A 15,323-nucleotide genomic window follows, 5' to 3' on the forward strand; every position below is an offset into this window, starting at 1 on the left:
GAAAACAGGTGTTGCTACAGCTCGGGGCCCTGCTGGGCCTCGGCAGCGGCGATGGCCGCGTTCTCCGCAGCCTCGGTTTCGGCGGCCTGTTGCGCGCCAACCAAGAACCCTCCGAAGTTGAAGGTCATTCCGTCTTGCGCGAACAGCGTCTGCTCGCGACGCAGCTCGGCATACTGCACGTCAGGGTCTATGCCCTCAGCGTAGCAGGCCTGGCGCCACGTCATTGTGCCGATAGACATGCGCTGGGCTCTCGCCTGCATGTCCTTGGCGGGCTCGAAGCTGACGCGGCTGGGCGGGATGAGCGTGACGTCCAGGTGGGACAGATCGACGCCCACGGCCAGCTCGTAGGCTTCCCGGAAATACAGCTCGATGCGCTGGAAAGCAGGGAACAGGGTGTTGGCTTGGAATCTTTCGATAGTCTTGTAGAAGGCTTCGAGAGCGACCTTACTAGACGCGAAGTTCGCGCGGCTGACGTCCCCGGTCATGAAACTGTAGGGCACGCCATAGCCAGCTGCGATATCTTCTCTGTTGATCCTGATGTAAGCCTCGTAGCCGCCGCTGGAGCTGGGCGTGATGGCTTTTACGTCCGCGCCCGCTTCAACGTCGAAGATCAGGGCGGGCGACAGATGGGTCGGCCGCTCATAGTCGGGGTCTGCCGCCTGCTGGCTCGCGAGTTGATCGAACAACGGGTTGGACTGGCCGTCGTCCATCGTTGGCTTGCGAACGACAGCGACGCCGAGGCAGCACTCGATACGAGCCTTCGCCAACGCGGCGGTAATGAAAGCCTCCAGCGCCTCGACTTTGGTCAGGACCTGGACGCCGGCGGGGATACCGCGAAGCTGCCCCGGCCACTTCCGCTCGAAAGCATGGATGACATGATCGGCATGCACGAACTCTTGCCAACGATTCCCCTGCCCGGAGTCGAAGGAAAAGTGAAAACCTATGACCATCCCGGACGGCTTGATCTCGATACCCTGCACCACCCGGTTGTCGGGGTATTTCGGCGTCGCGGTCGCGTCGAGCAGGTCCGGATCGACGACCTGGAGTTTCGGGAGATAGCCGTCTTTCGCTTTACCGTCACGCAGGATGATAATGCCCTCGCCCGCTTCGACGATGGATCGGCAGAAAAGATCCTGGATCGCGTAGAGGGTTAGCTGTCCTTCGTAGTCGCACTCCGTCGTGGTCGCCCAGGTGAAGAACCTGGAGTCGTAGCCGGGGGCGCCGGAGAAAGCATAGCGGATACCGGTGCCAATAGAGTGTTCGACGCGCACCTCAGTCGCGCGGGAGGCGTTCGGGTTGGTATGGACCAAGTTCCGGGCAGCGCCGCGCAGCGATCCCAGCGCTGACGGGATGCGCTCGAACCGGCTGTGCTGCATGATCGGGTCCCCGTTCAGATCGACGGGCGGCCTGTAATTCCGGGTCGCGCGCTTCGCCGGCACGGGCGCCGGTTTCTTTCGGAAAGAGAAGAGACGGTCGAGGATACCCATCAGCAGACCTCCACGGCGCCGGATTTAAGGAGATGGTCGCGGAAATACCGGATCAAGAGGCAGGCCTCGGCGCGGCCGTCGTCCTTCTCGCGCCGGAGGTCCGCCGCGTTATTCGAGAAGAGGGAGCGGGCCATGGCGAGGCTGAGCTTCTTGTCGCTGGACAGGCCCATCTTCTCTTTCCACGCCTTCGGTCGGACGAGATGGATCCGGGGCTCATCGTCGACGAGCTGGAGCGCAGCGCGGGTCAGGCCGTAGCCGACACCGAAGCGCCATTCCGACGTGGCCCCGGCCCTCGGCCTCGGCTCGACATGCTCCAGAATGATCATGTCGGCCCGCTCTTTCCGGGCGATGCGGAGGATCTCGCGGGCGTCCGGCAGCGGTCGACCGTCGACGGTTTCGGTGACCGGCATGTCGTAGATACGCGCAGGGCCGATCTCGCCGTCGATCACGTCGGCGAAGGCCAGGGCACCTTTAAGACCAGGATCCACACCGCCGATACGCATCAGCGCACCCTCAGGACGCCGCGCAGGATGCGCGGCTTTGCGGCGGCGGCGGCGTTCGGATTGATGTTAAGCGACCGGCACAGCATCGAGTGCAGGAGGGTCATCTCGCTCAGCGTCCGGAAGGTGATCGTCTTGCCTTCGTGCGCGATTGAGTAAGCGCCCGAGGACATAGCTTCCTCGAGCGCTTCAAGAATTTGCAGCCTCTCGGCCGGGGTTTTGGTCACGAACGTCGACATGCCGTCAGTATGCGGCATGCGACCGAAAACGGCTGTTGCTACAGGGTCGAGCCCAGGATGAACCCGAGTGTCGAGACACCCGCGTCACCCAGCGCCTTCCGAATATCAGCCCGCCGGGCGTCACCCTCTGCGGTGTCGGGTGCGGCCACGATGACGCGGGTGTCCGCGTCCAGCTTGGCGAGGGCGAGCTTGACCAGCGCCACGGCTGATCGGTCGGCGCCGCGGGGGGACCACAGGCTCATCCCGGAACCGTAGGCGCCGTTGAGGGCGTCACGGAGTTCCGGATAGACCACGATTACGCCGCCGGCAGTGCTCGACGCGGTTGACCAGATGCCGACCCGGCCGCTGTCCCCCGCTTCCGAACCCAGATCGGTGTAACCGGCGACCTTCAGGCCGGCGTCCGTCACTGTGGACATGGGGATGCGGAGATAGCCATCCGGCGAGACCCGGAGGCGGGCCGCGTTCTGCTCCGTGATCATGACCCCGCTGTATTCATCGCCCAAAGACGGGGCCGAGGTCCCCTCGTCCCATTTCGAGAGAGAGGGCGCGGGGCCGAAGAGCTGGCGCAGGAGATCGCACGCGGGCTTGTAACTCGCGGTCCCTCCGCCGCACTTGTCCATCGCGAGGTCCAGAACCGACTTCGGGCGACTTCTGACGCCGGGCGTTGAGAACGCGAAGAAATCGCCGGGCTTCGACCCGCCCCAGAGATCCAGCTCTGCGCCATGCTCGTTGATGTAGCGGTCCTTAGCTTTGCCATCCTTCTGCGTCCAGCCGAGATGCCGAAGGATTGGCCGTGGGTCCGTGCGCTTAAACACTTTTACTTCCTCGGCGGCTTCTGCTTTGTCGTATGCCATGTGAACCTCCTCGTGTCTTATTATCCGGACATGAAAGGGTCTGATGATTCGAGCAAGCCTTATTTGCAGGGAAAATCGCGCGCTTTCACCGTTTTCTTAACCAGACAACAAGAAACGATCATACGATCACAATGCCGTCAGAACCTGAACTTGCTGAAGCCTTTCGAGAAGGAGTTGCCGAAAGGATTGCTGCGCTGGGGCGCGGACTTCGGCCGGCGGACGGGCTGGACCTGGGCGGCGGCGGCTTGCGACAGCGTGGGCTGCTCCTCTGCGGCAGAGGGGACGGTGGCGGCGACCAGCTCTTTCGCCTCTGCTTCGTCCATCCGCTCCAGGGCGGCCGAGGGCGGCGCCAGGTGGTGGGAGCGGAGGATGCCCATTTTACGGAGACCGTGGAGGGCGGCATAGGCGTAGACGTAGGTGTCGAAGGCCTCGTTGCGGGCCCCGTCCTTTTTGATCTTCCAGAGATATGTGGTGTTGCCGCTGCTGTCCCTGCCCGACACTTTATGCTCAGCGGTCATCTGATCGAACCACCAGGCCTCGCGGTCGTCAGGTATATGCATCGCCAGCTGACCCTCAGCCGGCGCGGTCATCATGGACTGGATCCGGTCCTTCAGGGCCTGGGTGCCGATCTGGTAAAATCTCGAACCGAACGATGCCGCGCGCCGCTTGTCCGTCTGCACGCTGTGCGTGTTCGGGAAGGGGGCAGCGTGGGGGTTCTTGGCGCCGGAGATGGCCCAGACCCGCGCGCCCGAGCGGGCGTTGCAGTAGGTGTAGACGGCATCTGTCAGGTATCCGGAGTCGACGCAGGTCGCTGCCACGGGCAGCTTGGTGCCGTCCTCGCGCTGACGGGACGCGCGGATGAGCGTGTCCAGGATCTGCCAGGGCTTGTCGGTGTTGGGATCGCCAGGGATGATGTGATGCTCCAGTGCCCAGTTCTCGTCCCCGTCGCCCCAGCCTACGAACTGGGCCTCCAGCCTGTCAGCCTGCACGTCGACGCCACCGGTGATCGCTTTGATTTTATTCGGGAGGAGGGCCCAGGTAGGTTCGACGCGCCCCTGTAGACCAACCCCCTCCATCTCGAAAACCTTTGCCCCCGCAGCGCGAGGGTAGGTCTTAGCCAGCGCGGTATTGACGAAGGCCATGATCTCCCCGCGATCGCCCTGAGCGTCGAGCCATTCGCGAACCAGTTCTGAAAGATCCTGCTCAGGCGAATACAGCTTGGAGGCCTGGTCAAATCCTGCCCGTTTATTCTTGACGGCCGGCTTCCCGCAGCACTTGCAGAGGGCCCATCCATGCGTGTCGTCCCACAAGCGGTTCACGTTCGGGTCCTGACGTTCCCCGCAGCATGAGAAATGCCTGGTCTGCCGCCACTTAACGGCCCACTTGGTCATCATGATGCGCTTGCGCTCGGTCTCAGGCCAGGGCTGCTTGCAGGCCTCGCAGTGGTATGCGGCGATCTCCGGCTTCGCTTTTCCGTTCTCGTCTTTGTATTTGACCTGCTCCCAGACCAAGAACTGCTCGTGCCCGCAGCAGGGGCAAGCAACGTATGCGCGGCGGCGATCGGACCTCAGGATCCGCTTCTCGATTTCACTCTCTCCCTCCACAGTCGGAGAGCAGACAACAACCATGAGGGGGCGCCGGCTCTTATAGAGACGGTTCTCGAACAGCCTGAACATGCTGCCCTCTTTCGAGGAACCAGGCACGTTATCCGCCTCATCAATGCCGAGGAAGTCGCACGTCAGCATCGAAGCGCGGGCGGGGTTGCCAGCGGACGTGATAGTGACCGAGCCGCCGATATGTTTCTTCTCGCCGATAGCGTTCTCGCTGGAGCGCTTCAGAAACGCCCGCTTCCCGCCGAAAGCCTTGAGAAGGACGGGCGTCGCGAGGATTAAAGGCTTCAGCTTCTTTTCGGAAAATTTGTGAAGCAGATCGTTGTCAGGCTGGACGATGATGCTGTTGCCGGGGTCGAGATGGACGAACGCCCCCCATATGCACTCGAGGACGGTGGTCTTCATGAGCTGCGTCGCCGCGCTGATCACGATCTCTTTGACGCCCGGTTCTACGGCAGCGCGCATCGGTCCTCGCGCCACTTCGACGTCGGCTACCCGAAACTTGCCGCCGACCGCGCCCGCGTCCTTGTTCAGATACCGGAACTTGTCCGCCCACTCGTCAGGGGGGAGCTGCTGCGGCGGGTCCACCGCTGCGGCCAGGGCCTTATTCAGAAGGGAACGGAAGTTTTCCGCCGGTCCCGACCAGTCAATGTCCTCATTCCGGCTCAAGCCTCATCCCCGTCATCAGGCGCGGCCTGCCCGCGTTCCACCTTGATGTTCTCTACGGCTTCGGAGGCTATGTCGTAGCCGCTCTTCAGCGTCTGCAGGAGGTCCAGGCATTCCTTCCTGATCTCGTCGTAGCAGGCCTTCTGGTCAGTCAGGGGGACCATCCGCGTAGCAAGGCGTCCAGGCAAGTTGAGGATACCCGCCTTGATGTTCGCACGGTCCTCCTCGGTGATCTGGATGATCATGTCGACAGGCAGCAGCGAATAGCGCCGGGCCATTTCGTTCATTTCTTCGATCATGGCGAGGTGGTGAGCCCTCTTGGCCTTGGACTTCTCCAAGTTGTAGCGGACTCTCTTTGTCGGAGAGCCGTCCGGTGAGGCTTCGCCGTCGTCCTGATCGTCATCATCCTCGAAATCCTGGCCGGCTGCCTTGTCTGCAGCCCGCGCTTCTTTCCAGGCGATCACGTCAGCGATGCTGACGCGGGTCGCACCGCCCTTCCCGCCCTTCCCCTGGGCCAGGAATTTCGTCGGCAAAGGGTCATCACGTTGCGTGATCCACGAGTTCACGGTCCGATACGTCACGCCCAACAGCTTCGCAGCGTCCGATGCGGTGACGGAGCCGTCTTCGTGAAGGACGATGGTGGTGGTCATGTCTGCAACGCCTCTGGATTCATAGCTGCAGCATAGCATCAGCCACCGAAAACGACTGTTGTTCAAAGACTTATCGGCTTCTCGAAATCGATTCTGACAAGTAAATATGAACTGAAGTTTCAAAATTTTACAGGAACGAGAGGCTCACACTCGCCAAAACACTCATGTAGGGCACCCCCCTGGGGGGAGGACCCGGAGTCATTTTTTGCAGCATTTTCAACGGTATAAATTTATGAAATTCCCCGGAAAACTTACTTATTAACTAACTTTCCTACTTAACTTTACGAAGCTCAGCCTTGACGGCGGGCTGCACGATCGTCTTGAGCATGACCCTGTATTCTTTTCTCCAGTTCGAAATGAGACCCAATTTCGGGGAATAACTTTGGCGCTTATAATATTCCGCGACCAGGCGGATCCGGCTGTTCCTGCCGACGCGCTCGTATAGTCCGATGACGCCTTTCCGGCGTCCGCGACGAAGTATTCGGGAGAGGAAGGAACGTCCCCCCCTCCGCGCCGCGTGCGGATCGCCGACGAAATAGCGCCCGACCTGGTATGTCGCCCCCGAAGGCCGCTTCTTCCCGTTCTTGCCCGTCTTGTATGAGCGCGCGGACACTTTCTCGGCGAGGAGCTGCTCCGTTGCCCCGCCGCGGCGGAACTTCTTGTTGATGTTCCCGAACTTGTCGCGCGCGGCCTTCACGCCCATCGCGGGCCGGATCCCCTTCTCCTTCGCGCCACCATGTTCGAGAGGCGCCAGATAGCTGGCCTGCAACTTAGCGATCTTGATCCGCGCGTGGACGCCCTTCGCGTTCGATCGTCCGGACCCCTCCTTTGCCTTGTCGACGATGACTCCCCGCACATTCGTGGTGAAGGGCATCGGCCTGTCCAAGGTCTTCTCGAGATACTCCGGCGTCTTCTTTCGAAGCCCGAACGCGGCATCATTGACGGCCTTGGCCGCGCCGCGGCTCACCGCCGTCGCCGCCTCGTCCATCTTACGCTTCATGCCCGCTACGTCGAATTTTACGTCCATGGCCCACCATACCCCACTGCCGCGAAAACGACTGTCACCAGCCGCCAGCGCCGCCTGAATAGAGAGGATAGAGAGAGGGAGGATTCTGACTGATCTTTCCGAATATCAGTCTAATCAGACTAATATAGACTAATGAGGGGGCAAAAAGGCCTTAAGGCCTTTTTAGCCCCCTCATATCTGATTATAAGTCTAATGTAGAGAAAACAGCGAACGTGTCAATCCCCTAAAATGCGCCGCTTTGTCATTTTTTCGGGAAGCAGGGAGAATATGTTGCGGAAATGACACGCTTGTTAAAATCGGGTTAAAGTGAATGTTAAAATAATCTGCGGGGATAGCAACAGCTATTTTCATATGCTCGTGCTACGGTCGTCCTATGCTGACGCCTGAGCTGTATTTTTTTCTGATGATCACCGCCGCGATGATCGTAAAGCTGATGAACCCCCCGGTTTCTTCGCTCCGGGAAGGAGTCTCGGCCATGCTCAGCTCATACCTCTGCGCATATGTTGGCACTGCCCCGGCGGTCACCCTGCTCGGTCGATTTTCCGAAGGCCATGAGGAGGCCGCGACCCTGCTTGTTGGGGTCCTGATGGCTCTTACGGGATTCAAAATCGTGCAGACGATCATCCGCCTTTCGACCGAGGTCAGCGCAACCATCACGCCCAGCAAAATGTTGAAGATCGTAGACCTTTTAATCTCCTTGCGCACGGGCGCTCTGCCCCCCTCGCGTCAACTACCCCCGCCGGAGCCCGCGCAGGAGCCTACCCAGGAGGGAAGAGACAATGTGCAAAGCTGATCGCGACCGGATCGAACGCCGCTGGACCTACGGCCTGCTCCTGGTCTGGCTCGCATACTCGACAGCCGCCTTCGCCGGCCGCTCCACCGAGTTTGCTCACGAGGTTGTTACTAATCCCGATATCCAGCTCATGCCCGCTATTTTCGTTTCTCCTTCCCAATAAGGTAAAAACGAGAAACCGGCCGAGTTTTTAATAAGGCCGCGTAGCAACAGTGCTAATCATCCGTCGTGTTAATCCCTGGGTCGGGGGAAGACACGAGGAGAGAGCACGTGAAGCACACAGTATTGACCCAGGCGCAGATAATACCGGCTGACATAATCAGCATGCTTGTCGCAGGAACAATCACCCTGGGTGAAGCCCATCGCCGAGTTGGCGGAAGTAAATCGAACTTCATTCGCCGCATCGCAAAGAACGTCAAAGCCGGGATCGCCCCGACGTCTCTCCTGACGCGCTTCGCCTCAATCAAGACGGAGTATGACACGCTCGCCTCCGTAGCGTGCAGCGTCCCCACCGCAGGGGGCAGCAATCCCGACCGCGTGGTCGCCGCAGAGGCCCGCGCCCGTGAAGCTGAGAAGCAGCTGAAGGACCTGACCGCGCTGAACGCGATCCTTGCCGGCATCTCCTCAATCCCCGTCCGCCCCGAGCCCCTGTGGCTTTCCGAAAAGAAGGCTTCGGAAGAGGAAAGCGTGCCGGTCCTGGTCCTGACGGACTGGCACCTGGGAGAGCGCGTCGACCCGTCTCAGGCCGGCGGATACGGGTTCGACGTGGCCATCGCCAAGTCCCGCATCTCGCAGACCGTCGACCGCACCATCGCGATGACCCGCCGCCATCTCGCTGGCCTGCGCTACCCCGGCATCGTGGTCGCTCTGGGCGGCGATATGGTCTCCGGGGGTATCCATGCGGAGCTGGCAGAGACGGACGAGCTGAGCCTGATCGCATCCGTGATCACGGCCCGCGACGTCCTCGTGTCCGCGATCACCCGCTTGGCCGACGAGTTCGGGAAGGTTTTCATCCCGACCGCGCTCGGCAACCACGGCCGCTTCATGGACCGGAAGCCGCGCGCTAAGGGCTATGCGGAGAGGAACGCCGACTTCATCATCTACGAGTTCATCGGCAAGGCCTTCGAGAACGACCCCCGCGTCCACATCGTCAACCCGGCGGCCGGGGAAACGGTTTTCAGCGTCTACGGCATGAATTTCCTCCTGACCCACGGCGACCGCATCGGCGCAAAGGGCGGGGACGGCATCATCGGCCCGATCGGCCCGATCACCCGCGGTTCGTTCAAGACGGCGAACTCCCTCGAAAGCCTCGGCGTCCCGGTTGACCACATCATCATGGGCCACTGGCACCGCTCGATCTTCCTCCCGACTACGACGGTGTGCGGCTCGCTCAAGGGCCCCGACGAGTATGCCCTCCGCATGCTCCGCGTCCCGGCCGAGGACCCGTCCCAGACATTGATCGTGGTCCATCCTGAGCACGGCATTACTTTCCGGCAGCCGATCTTCCTCCGGGACGACGCCTGCCCGGACAAAGGCGCCCGCCGGGACGCCGGCACCGGCTGGGTCAGCGTCTTTTCTGACGCAGCATGAAGGGTGACGACATGATTTTGCTCTTCATCATGGGTTACGAACTCATCACCTCAGCCCTCCTCCTGACCATCTACATCGGGGTGGAGAAAGCTCTCGGGCAAGACGCGTCCGGACGTGAGGCCAGCGACTGGGTATTCCTCATCTCGGCGACCTTGGCGGCCTACTTCGTGTCCCTGTCGCTGACCTTCTCCTTAGCGAGCTACGTGGCTCAGGCGTTCGCCTGACCCTCTCGAAAGACCCCGGCCCCCAAGGCCGGGGCACCCCCCTCCATTCAGAAGGAAGACCACCATGGACAACACCCCGCGCACCCTGACCCCCAGCCAGATGAAGGCCATCCAGCGCCTCCAGTATCTGATGGAACAGCCGTCCCTCGAAGACTACCGCCGCCGCGCCGGGATCTTCGCATACCAGGACCGCGCCGCCGCCAGGGAAGCCCGCAGGGCCGCATCCAAGGCCGAGCGCAAGGCCCGTATGGCTCTCGTCCGCTGAACCCCTCCCGAACCCTTCCCCGGCCGACCTGGCCGGGGCGTCCCCCGCATCATTCAGGAAGAACAGCCATGACCCCCGCCCGAGCTTCCCTCGCCTACGACAGCGACGCCAGTCTCCCCGAGCCGACCTGGCCCGACTACGAGCGCCCGTCCGACATCAACGCTCAGATAGACAACCTCATCAATTTCAAATGGCCGACGTGTGTCCGCCCGGTCCACGATGTTCGCCTGGAGACATCAGAGGAGAACTCGGGTGATCAGCTGATCCTCTGGTTCTATGACGGCACCGCCTGCCGGTTCTTCCACGCGTCGGAGTGCTGTGAAGACATCGTGATCCAGAGCGTGGACGGGAACCTGTCCGACCTGATCAACGCCCCGCTTATCGGATGTCGGATTGACGAAGATAACGTCTTACACCTCAAGAACGTGGCTCGCGAGGTCCGCATCAGGTGGTCTAAATCCGGGGATACGTCCACCTGCGGCACGAAGAGCGCAGCCGTGGATTTCCAGTTGATCGAACTGCCGGCTTCCTGATCTTCCCGAACCCCTCCCCGGCCCGCGGCGGCCGGGGCCATTCACGAAGGACGATGACATGACCGCCGTCAAATCCCGCGCCGCAGAACTCGCCGAACTCCTCCAGCTCCGCATCTCCGGCATGACAACCGCCGAAATGGCGCTCAAGCTCGGGATCACTCGCGTCGCTATCTGCAATCGGCTCGAGCAAGCGGGCATCCCGATGAGTCAGCCGATCTCCCCTCGCGCCGCGGTCCGTTCCTGTCTCAGTTGCAGTCGGCCATTTATTAGCACTCAGCCGGCGCACCGGATCTGTGACTGCTGCAGATCATGACGAGTAGTGCTGACGATCGAAGAGAAACGCTAAGTCCCGGATCAAGCGCTTCTCCTCGATCTCGGCTACCCGTCGCGCGTCGTCTTGGCCGTGCCTCCAAATCGCATCGGCGATCCGCTGTATCGACGGCATGACGATCTGGTCGATCTGACGCTGGATGTTCGTGCGCTCGTAAAACCGAAGACCCGAGTCCACCATCTCCCCTTCCTTCTCGAAGTGATCCGCGACCCGTCTGAGCATCGCGCCGCTGATCGTGCCGGGCGGCTGGGCCTCCCTTGCCTCGCGGACCGCAGGACGTTCGCGATTCCGCTGGCTCATCAGGCGCTGGATCAGCGGCTGGTCCTCTTCCGATGACCTTTTCCTGATCTCTGTGACGCCGAGCCAGAATCCGTCGGCAAGACCCGCCCTGTAGTGATCCTTCTCGCTCTTCGCGTCGTCGGGCGGGGTTGCCTCGGTCAGAGACTTCCGGAGCACGACGTCGAGCACTGACTCGTTCTTCTCAGCATCCCGCCGACGCTCCAGGTCTTCAATGTGCTGCCGCAGGCTTTCGGGAAGATAACCGGTAAGCGCGCGGTGGATGGTCCGCGTCGTCACGCCCAGTTCCCTGGCCGCGTCGCCCTTCCACCCGCGCTTCGCGTGGCCGGCTATGCGTTGGAGACGCAGCTCTATGTCGTGATCCATGTCTCCTCCGTCCGTTCGTCAGACAGATGACAGAGCATCGCACCCGGCGCAACGTCCCAGCCATCCTCCCCCTTCCTGAACCCTTCTCCCGCCCAGGGGTGATTCGCCCCGTCAGCGCATTTTGACGCGTTTTCCGCCCTGATTTTGACGCGCTGATGATCAGCGCGCTGACGGAAAGAAGGCCTGTGACTTCAATGTCTGATTTTGTCTTTCTCTAACCGAATAAGGGGCAATCATCATACAGTCCCGGCCACCTAACTGACGCATACCGATAAATTTTAAAGGTATGCGCAAAAAGGATTTTGACGCGTCACCCACAGCCCTTATGTTGATAATACGAACGCAACAATAAGCAGACATGGAGAAGCACTATGGAACACCCCAACGAGATCAGGACGAGCTGCTATATGGGCACCAGGGAGCAGATCAGGGAAGCCGAAGAAGGCGTCCGCCTAGTGAGGCGTCTGGCTCACGAGATGGCCGCCACCACGATCCATCCCGAGATCCACCTCTTCGCCTACTCTCCCAGGTCAACCTTGCTTGAAATCGGCGCTATCTACCCGACCCGCGTCGAAGGCGCCGAGGAGATAGTCAGGGAATTCTTGTTTCAGGTTCAGCAGCGGATCGGCGTGCGGTGGCATCCTCACCGTCTACATACGCTGCACCCGACCAAAGGCATGATCACCATGTCCGCGTCGCAGAGGGCGGAGGCGGAGAGCTGGGGAGGCCCTGTCGACTGGGACGGCGAGATGCGGACCGGACTTCTGGATCGGGGATATCCCGCTGACGGACTGAACGAGGAGGTCAGCATCCTCAAGATCGAGACCAGCTGGGAGATAGTCGGTTCAGATGGCGGTCTGATCCGCGTCTGATCAACGAGCCCCCGGCGGACCGGGGGCTTCGTCTACCCCTCATTGCTGCCGGGTTCGGCAGCAGCGACGGGCAGATGAACCCGAAAAGGAGAGCACATCATGAAAGACAGCATCACCTACAGGGACTTCGGTGTTCCGAACACCGCCGCCCCGCATCACATCGTCATCAAGGTCCCATCCGATCGCTCGGCCGACGTCGAGTTGTGGGAAGATTTCGGCGCCGCCGGGATCGGGACGAGTCTCCAGCTCATCTGCCGCGTCATCCTTCCCCGCGCAGTCTGGCGTGCGATCGCGCCCTCCGTCGAGACGCACATGATCGCCCGAATTCGTGAACAGGGTCTGAAGACCTCCAGGATCAGGATCGGTGATAATCGCATCGACCGCATCCTGGGCCGAGAAGTCATCGTCCTCGCGTGGGCCGTTGAGCACATGACCCCCTCCCAAGCGGAGGCCGCTGTCGCCCGCTGGAAGCACTACCGACCCGAGGAAATGTGGTGGCTCTTCCAGCAGATCGACATGGACGGCCGCGCCTGGGACGCGCCGCAGAATGGCTGGAGAGCCGCCATCAAAGTCGCCTTCACGAAAAAAGAAACTTCGGAAGAGGAAGCAGCAGCATGAACGCCAGCATCAGAGACTCTATCACCGCGGTCACGCCCCGGCCGATGACCGCCCCGCCCCCGGCACCCGCCAAGGAAGGTAAGTGGGTCGCCCGGAAAGCCGTCAAGCTGGTCGAGCGCCCAATCGGCACGGACATGATCATCGACCTCCACGATGACGGCCGCCCTAAAGCCGTCAGGGGACGGGTCTATGCCTGGGGGACAGGCGTCGAGGTCGGCCGCTACAACGTCTCGCTCACCTCCTGCACCTCGGTCACCGCCGCGCAGGAAGACGGCATCCGCGCCGCCAGGGCGATCGCGCACATCCACTCGCCGGACGACCTCGCAGAAATCATGGACAAGCTTTTTTCGATGGGCGAGGTCAGTAAATGAAGCTCGAGAAATTCAACGATCGCGAGCGCTTCGAGCTGTCGGTCAGCGCCTCCCGCACCCACTTCCGCCGCCGGGGCATCATGCGGAATTTCCGGCTGACGGGACGTGAAGTGGACGAGCTTATGGCGCTCACTGACGGGATGACGACGGACGAGTTGAGCCGCGTCCAGGTCCGCAGCCGGGCCGTTCGGGAAGAGGTCCTCAAGCTTTACTGCCGCTTCGATGAATACGGCCTCAAGTCACACAACATTATGGGGATCTCTCGCGATAAGGCGAACCGCTGGCTCCGGGAACTCGAGGATGAGGCGGAAGCGTGAGTGTCTTTATGGGCTGTCCGGGACAGCCCATCGACGCGCTCACCGAGCACGCCGCACCGGCCGGATGCCGGACTTTCGAGAAGGAGAAGACGATGCACGCTGATACCACCAACCGGATCACTCCCGAAGAAAACTGGCGGCTTTTCTGTCGCGACCTGAGGATCAAACTCCCGGAAAAACGTGAGGCTGACTGGGCATTCCGCATCAAGATTTCCCGCGCCGAATACGATCGTCGCGCGAAGGCGGGCCTCCTGAAACCGGGCATGTCCTACCTGATCGACGAAGAACCCCAACCCGCCTTCTCTCGCTTCAAAGGCTGGCTCCGCCACCGCAGCCTCGATCGTCAGATCCGGTCCGCCGAGGACAACCGGGAGCACGCCAAGGCCATGCTCGTCATCGCGGAGGACCAGCTCCAGCACGCCCGTGATCACTACGATCAGGCTGACTGGGATTTGCTCAAAGCGAGGCAGGACATGGCAGAGAACGCGGGGACATTTCCGATCTTCTGAGGTGAGCGTCTTCATGGGCAGCCGGGGGGTGCCTATGGACGCGCTCATCACGACGCGCCGCACCCGGCCGGAAGCCGGGCATTCAGAAGGAGAAGACCATGACGAAGCTTCGCGTGGACGTATGGGGAGGCCCGATGAGCATGCAACATCTCGGACGTCAGGAGTTCGACACGCTCGATCAAGCCGTTCCGTTCATCGGCGAGATGCTCGACTCGGGCATGCTCATCAACCTTCTGCACGAAGATTTCGCCGCGCCGGCAGAGGAGGTCTCGGCCGCAGCGGACAAGGTGATCAAGATGCTCGAGGACATGAAGTAGACCACCCAGAAACACACAAGGGGACCCTAATGTCCCCCTGAGGCGGTCGGCGTAAAAGCCTGACCCCTTGGCATAGCCGACCATTAACGTAGGGAGCATCAGCAAGCACCGCACCTCCGCCGCACCCCGCCGGCCGCCCTGGTCGCTGTCATGGAGAGGGAGTTCGTGTCACCTGATGCTGCCGTTGAGGCGTTCGTTCATGCGCAGGTGCAGGATCTCTTCGTGAGGTGCCGACCGGGAGGGTAGCCGCCGCACATCATGCTTGTTGCTCAGCAAACCCCCGCGTAGAGATCAACCACTTGATTTTTACCGGGAAGAACTCATGCGGAATAAGCTTACTTGGGCCATCGTGCTGGTCATCATCGCCGCCCTTGCATACTGGATGACCCGTCCAGACGAACTGGCGATGCCCGACGGCGGCGAAATGACGGAGGCGCAGGTTCAGGAGACGCTCGAGGAGATACGTTCGATGCGTCCCGAAGGAGAAGACGGGAAATGGACCCCGGAACAGCAGCAGCGGCTTCGTGCAGCATGTCCTGTCTACGCCGATCACTACCCCGTTGAAAATGGTCCTGCCGGGGACGCTGAGATCGCCGATATCTGCGACAGCGAAGTCAGGCAGACGAGCGGCCAATAAAAGAACGGGGCGCCAACGCGCCCCGTCCAATCTCACTTTCGGTCCTTCGGCCCCAAACGGGGCCTCCAGTGGGCCCTAACATGTTCGGGTCGGTCGTAGCGGACCCGATCATAGGCTCGAACCCACCGGGGAGTTTTGGACATGTCTGTCACGTCTGCATCCTTCGGTTGCAGTTTCCTGTTGAATCGAGACGCAGGACATGTGACAATCGTCATTGCAACGTGAGCGATGTCCAAGGCCTGCGGCCCGT

22 protein-coding genes are annotated in these 15,323 nt (G+C 61.3%); 14 read left to right on the forward strand and 8 right to left on the reverse strand.

Going from position 1 to position 15,323, the window contains the following annotated elements; genetic code table 11:
- Positions 1 to 14: 14 nt before the first annotated feature.
- The 7 genes from PARHAE_RS16445 to PARHAE_RS16475 all read right to left on the reverse strand — a co-directional run bounded on the left by PARHAE_RS16445 (position 15) and on the right by PARHAE_RS16475 (position 6,994).
- The gene (locus tag PARHAE_RS16445; RefSeq protein ID WP_126155656.1) at positions 15 to 1,487 is read right to left on the reverse strand and encodes a phage portal protein; all 1,473 of its coding nucleotides are present in this window, start codon (positions 1,485 to 1,487) and stop codon (positions 15 to 17) included.
- Positions 1,487 to 1,990, reverse strand: a complete 504-nt coding sequence (locus PARHAE_RS16450) for a RuvC family protein (protein WP_126155657.1) — start codon at positions 1,988 to 1,990, stop codon at positions 1,487 to 1,489. The genes PARHAE_RS16445 and PARHAE_RS16450 overlap by 1 nt, the downstream gene beginning before the upstream one ends.
- Positions 1,990 to 2,226: a hypothetical protein gene (locus PARHAE_RS16455; protein ID WP_126155658.1), complete on the reverse strand. Its 237-nt coding sequence runs from the start codon at positions 2,224 to 2,226 to the stop codon at positions 1,990 to 1,992. The genes PARHAE_RS16450 and PARHAE_RS16455 overlap by 1 nt, the downstream gene beginning before the upstream one ends.
- Before the next feature lie 38 nt (positions 2,227 to 2,264).
- Positions 2,265 to 3,080, reverse strand: coding sequence for a hypothetical protein (locus PARHAE_RS16460; protein WP_126155659.1), 816 nt, complete (start codon positions 3,078 to 3,080; stop codon positions 2,265 to 2,267).
- A 137-nt stretch (positions 3,081 to 3,217) separates the two neighbouring features.
- On the reverse strand, positions 3,218 to 5,359 hold the full coding sequence (locus PARHAE_RS16465) for a terminase gpA endonuclease subunit (protein WP_126155660.1): 2,142 nt from the start codon (positions 5,357 to 5,359) through the stop codon (positions 3,218 to 3,220).
- The gene (locus tag PARHAE_RS16470; protein ID WP_126155661.1) at positions 5,356 to 6,006 is read right to left on the reverse strand and encodes a helix-turn-helix domain-containing protein; all 651 of its coding nucleotides are present in this window, start codon (positions 6,004 to 6,006) and stop codon (positions 5,356 to 5,358) included. Before PARHAE_RS16470 ends, PARHAE_RS16465 begins: the two co-directional genes overlap by 4 nt.
- A gap of 271 nt (positions 6,007 to 6,277) precedes the next feature.
- Positions 6,278 to 6,994 carry a hypothetical protein gene (locus tag PARHAE_RS16475; protein ID WP_206437004.1) on the reverse strand — a complete coding sequence of 239 codons (717 nt, stop codon included), beginning with the start codon at positions 6,992 to 6,994 and terminating at the stop codon, positions 6,278 to 6,280.
- 412 nt (positions 6,995 to 7,406) lie between these two features.
- Here PARHAE_RS16475 and PARHAE_RS16480 point away from each other — a divergent pair, with 412 nt between their 5' ends.
- From PARHAE_RS16480 to PARHAE_RS16505, 7 genes are all read left to right on the forward strand, one after another.
- Complete coding sequence (locus PARHAE_RS16480) at positions 7,407 to 7,826, forward strand: hypothetical protein (RefSeq protein WP_126155663.1); 420 nt, start codon at positions 7,407 to 7,409, stop codon at positions 7,824 to 7,826.
- Positions 7,813 to 7,989 carry a hypothetical protein gene (locus PARHAE_RS21205; protein ID WP_164555289.1) on the forward strand — a complete coding sequence of 59 codons (177 nt, stop codon included), beginning with the start codon at positions 7,813 to 7,815 and terminating at the stop codon, positions 7,987 to 7,989. Before PARHAE_RS16480 ends, PARHAE_RS21205 begins: the two co-directional genes overlap by 14 nt.
- Positions 7,990 to 8,096: 107 nt before the next feature.
- A complete protein-coding gene (locus PARHAE_RS16485; protein WP_164555290.1) occupies positions 8,097 to 9,416 on the forward strand; it encodes a hypothetical protein in 1,320 nt (439 codons plus the stop codon).
- Positions 9,413 to 9,640: a hypothetical protein gene (locus tag PARHAE_RS16490; protein WP_206437005.1), complete on the forward strand. Its 228-nt coding sequence runs from the start codon at positions 9,413 to 9,415 to the stop codon at positions 9,638 to 9,640. The genes PARHAE_RS16485 and PARHAE_RS16490 overlap by 4 nt, the downstream gene beginning before the upstream one ends.
- A gap of 64 nt (positions 9,641 to 9,704) precedes the next feature.
- Positions 9,705 to 9,905, forward strand: coding sequence for a hypothetical protein (locus tag PARHAE_RS16495; protein WP_126155666.1), 201 nt, complete (start codon positions 9,705 to 9,707; stop codon positions 9,903 to 9,905).
- A 68-nt stretch (positions 9,906 to 9,973) separates the two neighbouring features.
- A complete protein-coding gene (locus tag PARHAE_RS16500) occupies positions 9,974 to 10,438 on the forward strand; it encodes a hypothetical protein (RefSeq protein ID WP_126155667.1) in 465 nt (154 codons plus the stop codon).
- A gap of 58 nt (positions 10,439 to 10,496) precedes the next feature.
- Positions 10,497 to 10,751 carry a hypothetical protein gene (locus PARHAE_RS16505; protein ID WP_126155668.1) on the forward strand — a complete coding sequence of 85 codons (255 nt, stop codon included), beginning with the start codon at positions 10,497 to 10,499 and terminating at the stop codon, positions 10,749 to 10,751.
- On the opposite strand, the gene PARHAE_RS16510 is transcribed toward PARHAE_RS16505, so the two are convergent.
- Positions 10,746 to 11,432 (reverse strand): hypothetical protein, encoded by a 687-nt coding sequence (locus tag PARHAE_RS16510; protein WP_126155669.1) that lies wholly within the window; start codon positions 11,430 to 11,432, stop codon positions 10,746 to 10,748. The two genes, PARHAE_RS16505 and PARHAE_RS16510, sit on opposite strands and share 6 nt — an antisense overlap.
- Before the next feature lie 371 nt (positions 11,433 to 11,803).
- Between PARHAE_RS16510 and PARHAE_RS16515 the strand changes: the two genes are divergently transcribed.
- From PARHAE_RS16515 to PARHAE_RS16545, 7 genes are all read left to right on the forward strand, one after another.
- On the forward strand, positions 11,804 to 12,304 hold the full coding sequence (locus PARHAE_RS16515; protein ID WP_126155670.1) for a hypothetical protein: 501 nt from the start codon (positions 11,804 to 11,806) through the stop codon (positions 12,302 to 12,304).
- A 99-nt stretch (positions 12,305 to 12,403) separates the two neighbouring features.
- Complete coding sequence (locus PARHAE_RS16520; RefSeq protein WP_126155671.1) at positions 12,404 to 12,922, forward strand: DUF3780 domain-containing protein; 519 nt, start codon at positions 12,404 to 12,406, stop codon at positions 12,920 to 12,922.
- Complete coding sequence (locus PARHAE_RS16525; RefSeq protein WP_126155672.1) at positions 12,919 to 13,293, forward strand: hypothetical protein; 375 nt, start codon at positions 12,919 to 12,921, stop codon at positions 13,291 to 13,293. The genes PARHAE_RS16520 and PARHAE_RS16525 overlap by 4 nt, the downstream gene beginning before the upstream one ends.
- On the forward strand, positions 13,290 to 13,610 hold the full coding sequence (locus PARHAE_RS16530; protein WP_126155673.1) for a hypothetical protein: 321 nt from the start codon (positions 13,290 to 13,292) through the stop codon (positions 13,608 to 13,610). The genes PARHAE_RS16525 and PARHAE_RS16530 overlap by 4 nt, the downstream gene beginning before the upstream one ends.
- 92 nt (positions 13,611 to 13,702) lie before the next feature.
- Complete coding sequence (locus tag PARHAE_RS16535; protein ID WP_126155674.1) at positions 13,703 to 14,119, forward strand: hypothetical protein; 417 nt, start codon at positions 13,703 to 13,705, stop codon at positions 14,117 to 14,119.
- A 98-nt stretch (positions 14,120 to 14,217) separates the two neighbouring features.
- A complete protein-coding gene (locus PARHAE_RS16540; RefSeq protein WP_126155675.1) occupies positions 14,218 to 14,436 on the forward strand; it encodes a hypothetical protein in 219 nt (72 codons plus the stop codon).
- A 349-nt stretch (positions 14,437 to 14,785) separates the two neighbouring features.
- Entirely contained in the window at positions 14,786 to 15,073 is a 288-nt protein-coding gene (locus PARHAE_RS16545) for a hypothetical protein (RefSeq protein WP_164555291.1), read from the forward strand.
- Positions 15,074 to 15,323: the final 250 nt, after the last annotated feature.

This window comes from Paracoccus haematequi, assembly GCF_900631945.1.
Lineage (GTDB): Bacteria > Pseudomonadota > Alphaproteobacteria > Rhodobacterales > Rhodobacteraceae > Paracoccus > Paracoccus haematequi_A.